The organism is Ruegeria sp. (assembly GCF_965199275.1).
Classification (GTDB): domain Bacteria; phylum Pseudomonadota; class Alphaproteobacteria; order Rhodobacterales; family Rhodobacteraceae; genus Ruegeria.
The window spans coordinates 555,001-565,488 of the sequence record NZ_CBDAQX010000015.1 but is presented as its reverse complement, the minus strand read 5'-3'; the positions used below and the strand labels follow the sequence as shown (position 1 = coordinate 565,488).

General features: G+C 57.8%; 11 protein-coding genes and 2 pseudogenes (1 of these 13 only partly in view). 5 read left to right on the top strand and 8 right to left on the bottom strand.

From position 1 onward, the window contains the following. The 3 genes and pseudogenes from ACOERD_RS13935 to istA all read right to left on the bottom strand — a co-directional run. Nucleotides 1-81: hypothetical protein (locus tag ACOERD_RS13935; RefSeq protein ID WP_419739421.1), on the bottom strand; the 81-nt coding region annotated here is incomplete at its 3' end. After that, on the bottom strand, nucleotides 59-337 hold the full coding sequence (locus ACOERD_RS13930; protein WP_419739420.1) for an ATP-binding protein: 279 nt from the start codon (nucleotides 335-337) through the stop codon (nucleotides 59-61). The genes ACOERD_RS13935 and ACOERD_RS13930, both read right to left, overlap by 23 nt. Before the next feature lie 87 nt (nucleotides 338-424). Beyond that, nucleotides 425-1,882, bottom strand: a pseudogene (gene istA, locus ACOERD_RS13925) (IS21 family transposase). 181 nt (nucleotides 1,883-2,063) lie between these two features. Here istA and fliI point away from each other — a divergent pair. Next, nucleotides 2,064-2,426 (top strand): annotated as a pseudogene (gene fliI / locus ACOERD_RS13920) (flagellum-specific ATP synthase FliI); the annotation flags it as partial. Between the two features lie 87 nt (nucleotides 2,427-2,513). Here the strand turns inward: fliI and ACOERD_RS13915 are convergent. From ACOERD_RS13915 to ACOERD_RS13905, 3 genes are all read right to left on the bottom strand, one after another. After that, a complete protein-coding gene (locus ACOERD_RS13915) occupies nucleotides 2,514-3,332 on the bottom strand; it encodes a dCTP deaminase (protein ID WP_419739408.1) in 819 nt (272 codons plus the stop codon). A gap of 136 nt (nucleotides 3,333-3,468) precedes the next feature. Beyond that, nucleotides 3,469-3,882, bottom strand: coding sequence for a hypothetical protein (locus ACOERD_RS13910; protein WP_419739407.1), 414 nt, complete (start codon nucleotides 3,880-3,882; stop codon nucleotides 3,469-3,471). A 482-nt stretch (nucleotides 3,883-4,364) separates the two neighbouring features. Further along, nucleotides 4,365-5,663 carry an IS1634 family transposase gene (locus ACOERD_RS13905; RefSeq protein ID WP_419739406.1) on the bottom strand — a complete coding sequence of 433 codons (1,299 nt, stop codon included), beginning with the start codon at nucleotides 5,661-5,663 and terminating at the stop codon, nucleotides 4,365-4,367. Here ACOERD_RS13905 and ACOERD_RS13900 point away from each other — a divergent pair. Continuing rightward, complete coding sequence (locus ACOERD_RS13900; RefSeq protein ID WP_419739405.1) at nucleotides 5,656-5,910, top strand: hypothetical protein; 255 nt, start codon at nucleotides 5,656-5,658, stop codon at nucleotides 5,908-5,910. The genes ACOERD_RS13905 and ACOERD_RS13900 overlap by 8 nt on opposite strands. After that, entirely contained in the window at nucleotides 5,876-7,096 is a 1,221-nt protein-coding gene (gene dgt, locus ACOERD_RS13895; RefSeq protein ID WP_419739404.1) for a dGTP triphosphohydrolase, read from the top strand. The genes ACOERD_RS13900 and dgt overlap by 35 nt, the downstream gene beginning before the upstream one ends. Nucleotides 7,097-7,105: 9 nt before the next feature. Here dgt and ACOERD_RS13890 read toward each other — a convergent pair whose 3' ends face one another. Together ACOERD_RS13890 and ACOERD_RS13885 are read right to left on the bottom strand one after the other, a co-directional pair. Continuing rightward, complete coding sequence (locus ACOERD_RS13890; RefSeq protein ID WP_419739403.1) at nucleotides 7,106-7,921, bottom strand: cyclase family protein; 816 nt, start codon at nucleotides 7,919-7,921, stop codon at nucleotides 7,106-7,108. Nucleotides 7,922-8,049: 128 nt separating this feature from the next. Continuing rightward, nucleotides 8,050-9,027 carry a hypothetical protein gene (locus ACOERD_RS13885; RefSeq protein ID WP_419739402.1) on the bottom strand — a complete coding sequence of 326 codons (978 nt, stop codon included), beginning with the start codon at nucleotides 9,025-9,027 and terminating at the stop codon, nucleotides 8,050-8,052. A gap of 180 nt (nucleotides 9,028-9,207) precedes the next feature. On the opposite strand from ACOERD_RS13885, the gene msrP reads away from it, so the two are divergent. After that, complete coding sequence (gene msrP, locus ACOERD_RS13880; RefSeq protein WP_419739401.1) at nucleotides 9,208-10,110, top strand: protein-methionine-sulfoxide reductase catalytic subunit MsrP; 903 nt, start codon at nucleotides 9,208-9,210, stop codon at nucleotides 10,108-10,110. Between the two features lie 3 nt (nucleotides 10,111-10,113). After that, nucleotides 10,114-10,488, top strand: the 5' portion of a protein-coding gene (gene msrQ, locus ACOERD_RS13875; protein WP_419739400.1) for a protein-methionine-sulfoxide reductase heme-binding subunit MsrQ. It continues 240 nt past the right edge of the window; only the first 375 of its 615 coding nucleotides appear in the window; it begins with the start codon at nucleotides 10,114-10,116; its stop codon lies beyond the right edge, outside the window.

Sequence of the window (10,488 nt, the reverse complement as noted above, 5' to 3'; positions counted from 1 at the left end):
TTCAGCCTCCAGCTTGTTCGCGAGATCCACAGCGCTGAAGAACCTGACCCGCCGGCGGTTATTGACCGCGTGGCCCCCGATCGCTGTTGCGAGATGCGTTTTGCCCGATCCGGTCTCCACCCGACCAGCACACGCCATTCCTGGCCTGGTCCATAAAATCGCCGTCATGAAGATTGCGCACGACTTCCTCGTTGACGGGGCTGACCGTGAAGTCGAACTCAGGTAAGGACTTGCAGACCGGGAACTTTGCGGCACCCCATCTGATACGGATCGAGCGCGCAGTCTTTTCGGCCAGTTCGGCCGTGAGGAGTTCGGCCACGACCTGTTGGGGCCGCAGTTGTTTTTGGCTGCGGCCTGCATCACTTCGTCAAAGCAGTTGACGATGCCTGGCAACTTCAGTTGACGGGCAAGTTCGAGAATTTCCTTACGCAGTTGCATGGGAGCCTCCAAGCCTGTCATAGCGAGCGCAATCCGCGATCGGTGCCATTTTCAGCTGCAGGTGGGCAGGCGGCTCAATCGCCTTTGGCGGCGGGGGATTGGTGCGCCGAGAGACAATGTTCAGGATCGCATCGGCCCTTGCGCAGGCCAGATTTTAGAGCTTCTTCGCAGGCAGCCTCGACCACATCAATGTCGTGCTGGTAAGCAGCGAAAAGAATATCGGCAAGTTGCCGGTCTTCCGTCGGATGTGCCCCGCAGATGGGTCCAGATCTGCGTCATTGCCGGTGGTAGGTCCCAGTCACGGAACGGTGCTCCATTGCGCAGAGCGCCAGGGCTTGCGCTTGAGGGACGGGCACATAGTGCCAAGGGTTGAAGATCGTTTTTTCCTCGGCCGAAGCACCGTTCGTGCTCTCCGACAATCTCACCGTCTTGGCGCAGGGACAATCCGCGTGGCGTTAGACCTGCAACTGGGACCTGACGTCCAACAGCTCTTGCCTCAACGCTGTATTTGTTTCTTTCGAAGTTGATCAGGCAGGTTCGGCTCACGGCGACGTCTTTTCACGGAACCCGACGAAGGGCTTCTGCAGATGCGTCAGCAGCGGCTTTTCCTGCTGGAACTCCTCCCAGACCGTCACCTCCAGGTTTTCCGGATGCCGCAGTTCTTTTGCGCGTTTGATCGCGTCTTTTTGCAAGCACGGGCATTCAATTCATCGAAGTCGGCCACCTCCAGACGCGGTGTAAAACTATAGGGCGCGCTCTCCTTGACCAGATTCTCAACCTGACCCTTCTCCCAACCGGCCGCGCGCGTACAGGCGATCGGGTTCACCAGATGATGAGAACACATCCGGGAGAATGCCTTGTTGAACTTTCTTTCCTTGCCCGACAGGATCGCATCGACGGCGGTCGTCATGTTATCGTAGATCCCGTTGATGCAGCCTCCACCAAAGAATTTGAAGGCCTCGTCGTGGGCATCAAAGACCATCTCCTGCGTCTCGCGCGGATAGGCAATGGAGAATGGCATGCGGCTATGGCAAAGTTTGAAATGGGCAACCTTCACGGTCGTGAGTGCACCGTCCATCAAAACCGTCTCCACACTCCAGTCGAACTGGTACGCCTCCCAGGATCAAGATCAGCGGGATGAACGCCTGCGCCTGTTGTCCGGCCGTGCGCAATGCGCCAATTCTTTGTGTAGCGTCGAACACTGTCATACCCGCCGCCCAAAACCATCATCGGAGAGTTCCTTCCAGATTTTGGTCATCCGCTTGCGGTGTTTCTTCGGAAGCGCCTCGTTCTCCTCAAGCGTTTCATCCAGACGCGCGCGCCAAGGCCCGAGCACCGGGTATGGCTGCGATTTGCGCTCATATTTGAACTCCGTCACTCCCGATCGGATTATCTTTCGAACCGTTGCACGGCTCAAATTGAGCGAACGGCAAATTTCCTTGATGCTCTTTTTTCGATCAGGTGTAAGCGACGCACTTTTCTAATAGTTACCCACGCAAATCATCCCGCTTGCCTCTCCATCGACTGCTCAATGAAAAGGATGTCTACAACCATAGGGAGGGGTCAAATTTGGACGCCGATTTCCCCGCTTAGGGGGTCAAAATTGCACGCTTTTCTACACGCACGGCGACATCACCGCTGTTTTCAGCGTTCTGGTCGCTGGATCCGATATGGACGAACCCGTTGCGGATATCCTGCGCGGGGTTCTGGACGGCCATATCGTCCTGAGCCGCGACATCGCCGAGCGCGGGCGATTCCCTGCGATTGACCTCAGCAGGTCGGTGTCGCGCAGCCTACCTGCTGCCGCGACCGAGGCCCAGAATCAGATGATCTCGGAAACCCGCAAGCTTGTGGGCAGCTACGAGCAGTCCGAAGTGATGATCCGGGCCGGTCTCTATGCCGAGGGTTCGGACCCGCTGCTGGATCAGGCCGTGCGTGTTCATGATGAGCTAGACAGCTTCTTTGGCAAAACCGATCCGGAGGTGTAGCGCGACAGAATTATTGCTCAATTCCGCGACAGTTTCGCGCCAATCGATGTGATTTTCGCGTTGATTTCCGGTGCGACAGTTTCGTGCTCAATCGGGATTTTGTGCGGCAGTATTGTTGTCACACACCGGATGCGCACTGCTGACAGTGCAGTACAGCAGGGACTCTAGGGCGCGGGGGGTGTTCCAAAGAAACTCTGCAGGAGTGACATAACAATCCACCCGACGGCGGCAACCTCCAGCGGCACCCAAAATCCAGCCGATGACCTTTAGCCAAGGCTTGGCATCATTCACAATCTGCCGAATTTCATGTACATCGGAGGTCAGGATTTTCAGGTTACTGGCAAGGTTTTTGACCGAGTGATCAAGCGTTTCAACGTTGTCAATAACATCAGCAAGGTTCCGGCTGCGCATTCTCATCATAAATTCGACATCTTGTGACGGAAAGTCCTTTTGCCCTTGATATGGCCGCGTATATCCGTGCTCGTCCTCTGATGATAGCTCATAGAAAATGACCGACATGATCACCTGGCCGTATTGCAAAATAATCGGCTCCAGCGTCGGATTATATAGGGAAACAAAAATTTTTCCCTTATAGCCGGGATCGATTTGAGGACCCCCCAAACGCGATGACACCCTCCTCGCAAGACCAGAGCGGATGCCGTATGACGCGCAAATGCTGTTGGGCAGTTCAAAAAACTCTTCCGAGGATACAGACGCCCAAGAGTTGCTTTCGAGAATGAACTCATCGCCCTCTCCCCAGACATGACGACCGGCACCGGCGGCAAGAACATCGCCTATTCGACAATCGTAGCTCGCGGGCTCGATTTTAGTCTTGTCAAACGGCTCGATTTTGATCGCGCCCGTTGCGATTCTGTCACCGATATCTTTTCGTCCAAGGATTGCCATGCCTGCGCCTTTTCCTGCCTTGCAGAAAGATTAACATTCCGACCGCACAATGGAATCCCGCGCGTTGATTTTCGCCGCGACAGTTTCGCGCCCAATCGGGTTGTTGTTTTGCCATTTTTGCTTTTGATCAGCCTCATTACTTCAGCGCAGAAAACGGCTCGGTGAGAGCGCGGCAGAAGTCGCCGGACCAGTTCGGGTTGTGGTTCTGAAGGTGTGCTGGCGCGATATCATCAAGGTGCAGGCGGTTTTGCGTTCTGAGGAACCTGATGGTCTCGCAGAGTTCCCTGATCACGGGTGATACAAGGCGTTCGGCTTCTGCATATGGCCCGCTGCCGTTGTGAAAGCTGCGTGTGGTTGCGGTATTCTGGAACCATGTCGCGATGCCTTCCTCCATGACACTGGCAACGCCCTGTGCGGGATCAATGAGGTGGACGCATTCGTGAGCAAGCTGCCAGCGCGCCCTTGCCCCGTCCTGCATTGCGGACCGGTTCAAGTGCACAATGACATGCTTGCCATGAGGATGGGTGTCCGGGAACCATGTCTTGGGCATTTCATGGCATGTATCGACAAACTCGATGCCGAGGACAGTGAAGCGGGATCTCTGGGCCCCAGCATGGCTTCGATGTCGGACAGGAACACGCCGAGCCATCGCGTGAAGGTGCGGGGCTCAAATCTGCTGGTCGCGCCCTCCTGCATGACAAGCCGTGTGACGAACTGCCCGTCAGCGGCCATTGAGGAGGATCCTCTGAAAGGGCCAGATCGGCGGCTTCATTTGGCAGGCGACGGCCCGAAAGCCTCAAGCAGGGTCTTGTGGAGCGCCTCGAGCGCCTCGAGTCCTTGCGCTTGTCGTCGATTCTGGCGGCGAGATATTCCATTGAGGACGGTGTGTACTGGCTCATGTCCGATCTCCGTTGTACGTGTTCCTGACTTCCGACATTTTTTCGTATAAGTCATTGATATTATTATGCCTTGGTTGCCAAAAGGCACTACACGACTTTTTTCGCCAGCGATTGTTTCGGAGTGTTGAGGAGCTCAGGCTTTGGTCTGGCCAGTTTTTTCGGGTGCATCCAGCGTGACGTCCCCGCTGTCGGGGAAGGCCAGGAAGCGGCCATATCCCCGGCTGCTGAAGCTGCCGGGTTTGCGAGAGCGCTTGAGCTTCTTGTGCAGCTTTTCGATTGCCTTGTCGCGCTTGTGGGCATCATTGCGTGCCCGGGTGGGTGACCAGGTCACAATGACCCGCGCTCCCTCCTGGTCGATCACCTTGTACCAGCCCTTCTCGGTTGCCTCTTCAGAACCGTGTCCAGCCCAAGGCTGGCGTCCCTCCGGGCTCAAAATGTTCGCCTTCACGGCGGCCGGGGCGGACTTCATGCGATAGCCGAGGATGTAGGGCAGACCCTTGTTCTGCAACATCTGCTGGTTGTCCTTGCTGAGCATGGCGGCATCGGCCACGAACGTGACCCTGGCCACGTCGAAGCGTCCCTCCAACGCCTTCAGCGCAGCTTCCAGCGTATGACCTTCCCAGGTGTTTCCCGGGAAGAGTTCATAGCCCACAGGCAGCCCATCGGAGGTGACGATCAGCGCCAGCATGACCTGAGCGCGGTGATGCTTGCCATCCTTGCTGAAGCCCTTGGCCAGAAGATGATCCTGCTCGACCCCGTCCGCATCCTCGGCCGGGTCCTCGCGCTCGGTGTCAAAGGCCAGGGTCGTGCAATCGTAGAACAGCACGGTCACTGGCCCGCCCAGCAACTTCTCTGCCGCCGCGTGAGAGGTTTTGCAAATCCCGTCTATCACCGGCGTATTGATGTAATCCATGCTCCGATAGACCACGTCCAGATTGAGCGTGATGCCTGCCTGGTTCTCCAACGCCTCCACGGTCGCGCGCTTGCTCTCGGGCTGTGCGATCCGCGCCATAACCAGCTCTTTCACAATGCGATTGGCACTTTTACGCGCCGCCCCCAGAAGGGCCCCCCAACCCAGTTGGTCATACATCGTCCCCATGACATCCCGCAGACCCAGAGAGACCCGCGCCTCCTCACGGCACTCGGCAAGATCAACGCCAAGCTTGTCCGGCCGCGGAGCGCGGCGCACCAGCGCCTGCAGATCGGCATATTCCGTGGGCGTGAACAGTTCCATTTGCGGCGAGCGATCAATGCGTAATTGCTCCATCAAGCGGCCCGCCAGACGCTTGATATCCTCAATCTCGCTGTCGTTATGGGCCACACCCACATGGCGCAGGATCTTCTGGCGTACCTTGGAGCCGGTGCGGACGGATTCAACGATCTGGATCCGTGTGCGGTTGAGCTTTGCGTCATGTTTGGTGCGGATGAACATGGGCGAAGAGGTTAGCCATCTGAAGGCCCATGTCAATACTTTTTATAATAATGGGGCACTACAACGCGCCTCTGAGCAACCACACCTGAAAACAAACCAAAAACCCAGTCAGATCAACAAAAAGGTCGGAAGTCAGGAAACAGGAACAGGCCGAGCGCCCATCATATGTCATTGCCGCAGACAGGATTACCTTTTCCGCGCCGTTCCGCCGATTGGCGAACAAGACGCAGGTTCATCCGCTTTATGACAATGACCATCTGCGCCATCGCCTGATCCATTCGGAAGAAGTGGCAAGTGTTGGCCGGTCCATCGGGATGCAGGTCGGGGTTTGGTTGGAGGCTGAAAAGCTGATCCCCGTCGGTGACGCGCATAAAATCGCCGGGGTTATACAGGCGGCCTGTCTGGCGCATGACGTCGGCAATCCGCCTTTCGGTCATTCCGGTGAAGAGGCGATTGGCAAATGGTGTGCCGAGCAACTGCACGAAGGCACCAAGGCGTTCATGGGGATCGCGCGCGCGCATTGGCACGAGTTTGAGAAATTCGAGGGCAACGCACAGGGCTTTCGCATCCTGACGCGGCTTGAGATGTACCGAAACGAGGGCGGCATGTGTATGCCCAACGCCGTTCTGGGTGCATTCATGAAATACCCGATGGGCGCCGAGACCCATCGCTTGTTCAAGGAAACCCCCGGCGTGCCCTATGTCGGGGCCAAGAAGTTCGGCTTTTTCGAAAGTGAGCGTGCGTATTTCGAAACCGCCGCGCGGGCGATGGGCCTGCACGAGGCGCAGGGTCTGGATGGGCAAAGCTGGTGGCGGCGACACCCGCTGGTCTATCTGGTCGAGGCCGCCGATGACATTTGCTACAACATTGTCGATCTGGAGGACGGGTATTCGGCGGGTGACCTGTCGTATAAAACGGTCGAGGATCTTTTGTCGGCCGTTGCAATCCCGACGAAGCGCAATCAGGCGGATTACAGCGAATACGAGCGGATCAGCTATCTGCGCGCCCGAGCGATTGGCGGTGCGATCAACGCTTGCGTTCAGGCGTTCAAGGACAATTACGATGCCATTCTCGAGGGTCAGTTCTCGGATTCACTGATCGGCGTGTCCAGCAAGGCCAGAGAATTCAAAGCCATCAAGGATCTGGCCCATCAGCAGCTTTTCACCGCGCCGCGCAAAACCCGGCTTGAGGTCAAGGGGCGCAACGTGATCCGCAAGGTGTTGGATGGTCTGTGCCCGGTTTACGAGGCACTGGCCCGGAAAAATTGGGATGTGAACGCGCTGCCCGACTATGAAACGCAGCTCGTCAACGCGGTTCAGCTTGATCTGCGTGATGCCACTGATCCCTACACCGCGTTGCATTCCCTGACGGATTTCGTATCGGGAATGACAGACAGATACGCGGTGCAGGTCTCGGAAATGTTGTCCGGCTGACCGACCCGATCAGACCAGCGCAAATATCCGCGCCGGGCCGCCGGTGCCGCCTTTGTGTTTGGGTGCTCCGATCACCAGGGTGGCTCCGGCGGCTGGGACGCGGTCGAGATTGTCCAGACACTCGATCCCGAACCGGCCGGTGGGCAGCCAGGCGTAGTGGGTGGCGAAATCGGCGGACATGCCGTGATCCAGCGACAGTGTGTCGACCGCCATGGATCGCGCGCCGGTTTCCTCCATCAGCATCTGCGCGGCCTCGACGTGGAAGCCGGGATAGTGCTGTGCTTCTCCGTCGAAATTGCGAAACTCGTCGGTCGCCGTTTTTCCACCCCAGCCGGAATGCATGGCGACGCAGGCGCCGTCGGGGATGTCTCCGTTCGCCGCGATCCACGCCTTGAGGTCATCAGGCGTCACGCGGGTATCGGCGTCTTCGGCGGCACGGGCCGCGATATCCACAACACAAAGCGGCGCAACCAGGTCCGTCACCGGGATCTCATCGACTGAGGTTCCGTCGGCCGAGAAATGCAGGGGCGCATCGATATGGGTGCCGGTATGCTCGTTGATCGACAGGTTGAACAGGTTGAACCCGTGATCCCCGAAGTTGAACGCCTGTTCGGCGGAGACGCCCGGCTCACCTCCCCATGTTGGAAACTCGGGGCTGAGGGTGTGGGTCATATCCTCGACCCCGCCATGCCCTGCAGCCAATGCCGCCGGAGCACGCGCGCCTGTTACGGCGGCTGCCACGCCAGTGGCTGCGGCGGCTTTGAAGAAGCTCCGACGGGACAGCATCTTGTCTTTGACGGCATTCATTACGCAGATATCACACATACGGTATCCTCCCTGATGGGTGGCAGGGTCGGGCGACCGGTGTCGCGGACCGTACCACCTGTCAAGTAGAGTGCCGCGCTGACCCCTTCTGTGTAAAGGGTGCTGTCTGTTGTGGCGTACGGGGCGTCCTAGCGGAACTCACGGCTTTTACGCAGGGCGCGCAGCTCTTCCGAACTCATTTTGGGGCCTGAGCTGGTCGTGGGCTGCGGCGTGGGTTGAATCAATGTCTCGGTGCTTGGGGTCTTGCGCGCGCCACCACCGCTGAGGCGCAGATAAGCCAGAACCCCGCCTGCGCATTGATAGCTGAAGGCCCAGCTGGCAAGGAGGATATAGGCCACGACAGTTGCGATCATCGGCGCAGTGACGGAAAACGGGGCTGTCCCGGCCGTCATCTCGCCGATCAATTGAACGTCGTTGACCAGTGTGCTCGGACCGTAGATTGCGGTAAGTCCAACGATAAACAGAGCAAAGAAAAAGATAGCACCGACAAAGCTGATCGCCACCACGGCGAAAAGCTGCAGAAAGAAAGCACCGAAATGGTTGAATGGGGTATAAGGGCGGCCATTGGGGTCCCGCCCGATCGAGGCCGCGGCAATTGGCACCAGAAACCCGGCCCTTAGCGCGCAGATCGCTGCAAAGAGCAGGATCACAACACCCGAGAACATCATGATATGCACGGGCGACAGGGTCGCGAAGAACGCGGCCGGGTCCTCGGGAACGCCGCCCCCTACGCTGACGGCACCGATGGAGAGCGCGGCGATTAGCGCGGCGGCCACACTGATCCCAATGGCTTCGACGGCGCCGTAGATAACCGCCGGAAAGACAAACTTGCGGTAACTGTTACTCGGAGAAACCTCGCAGGCTTGCAGGCCCAAACGGCTGCCGACCAACATCGGGATGACGCCTGAGGATGCGCCTACAAAAAACGAAATCAAAACCGACAGTCCCGGAATGAGCAGCCCGATCAGCGCGCTCAGTATCCCGCCTATCAACCCGTAGACGATAAGCGCGACCAGCAGGACGGGAAAGACAATGATATAGCGCCACAAAACGGACAGCGAAAAAGGAAAGGCCTGAAATACGAGCACGGGATCAACTCTGATCAACTATTGGATGATTCCCGCATACCTAATTGAGACTGTTAGAACCAGCCGCCCAAAACGCATTAGTCGCGGGCTGACGCAGTTGCGTTACAGTCTGTTCGCTCAATCGTGACGCCTGTTTCCTTGGCTCTGTGTTATCAGCGGACTACCTCACTCTGAGGCGGATTCATTACGGAGACCCAAATGGCGCATCGCTGGACCAACACTTTGACACTTGCCGACGTCACCCCAAGGGCGGCGTTTCTGAACCGGCGGCAGGTTTTGGCCGGGCTGGCAGGTGTCGGGCTGACTGCGATGGCCCGCCCCACTACGGCGCAAGAGGCGCTGGAGCCGAACACCTGGGAAGAGATCACCAGCTACAACAATTTCTATGAATTCGGCACTGGAAAGGACGACCCAGCCAAATATGCCCATACCCTCGTGACTGAACCCTGGAGCATTGAGATCGACGGTCTGGTGGATCGCCCCGGCACCTATGACTTCAAGGACATCATGTCCGAGATGACAGTTGAAGAACGCATCTACCGCTTCCGCTGTGTCGAGGCGTGGTCGATGGTGATTCCGTGGAACGGGTTCGAACTGGCCGACCTGTTGAATATGGCGGGTGTGCAGGAGGGCGCTAAATACGTGGCCTTTGAAACCGCCTACCGTCCCGATGAGATGCCCGGCACGCGCTTCCCGATTCTTGAATGGCCCTACCGCGAGGGTCTGCGTCTGGATGAGGCGATGCACCCGCTGACCATCATGGCGACAGGCATCTATGACCGTCCGATCCCCAACCAGAATGGCGCTCCGCTGCGGTTGGTGGTGCCGTGGAAATACGGGTTCAAGTCGATCAAGTCGATCGTGAAGATCACCCTGACCGAGGATGAGCCGCCAACCAGTTGGAACATGTCCGCACCGCGCGAGTATGGCTTCTATAGTAATGTGAATCCGAATGTGGACCATCCGCGCTGGTCTCAGGCGTCCGAGCGCCAGATCGGCGGCGGTCTGTTCGCCAAGCGAATTCCGACACTCATGTTTAATGGCTATGAACAAGAAGTCGCCAGCCTGTATGAAGGTATGGACCTCAAGGAATACTATTGAGCCATGCATGCAGTGAACCAGGCCATACGAAAGATCCCCGTCTGGGCAGTCTATCTGGCTGGGGCCCTTCCGGCCCCTTGGTTCCTGTATCTTGCGCTCACAGGGGGGCTCGGGGTCGAGCCGATCACAGCGCTCGAACACAAGCTGGGTGAGTTGGCCCTGCAGCTGCTCATTCTTGACCTGGCAGTGACTCCTCTGCGCCAGCATCTTGGCTTGAACCTCGTGAAGTTCCGCCGGGCGATCGGCGTGCTGGCTTTTGCCTATGTTGCGCTGCACCTGCTGGTCTGGTTGGTGCTGGACGTTCAGCTGCTTGGCCAGATTTGGGCTGATATCCTCAAGCGCCCTTATATTACTGTCGGCATGGCGGGGTTCATTCTC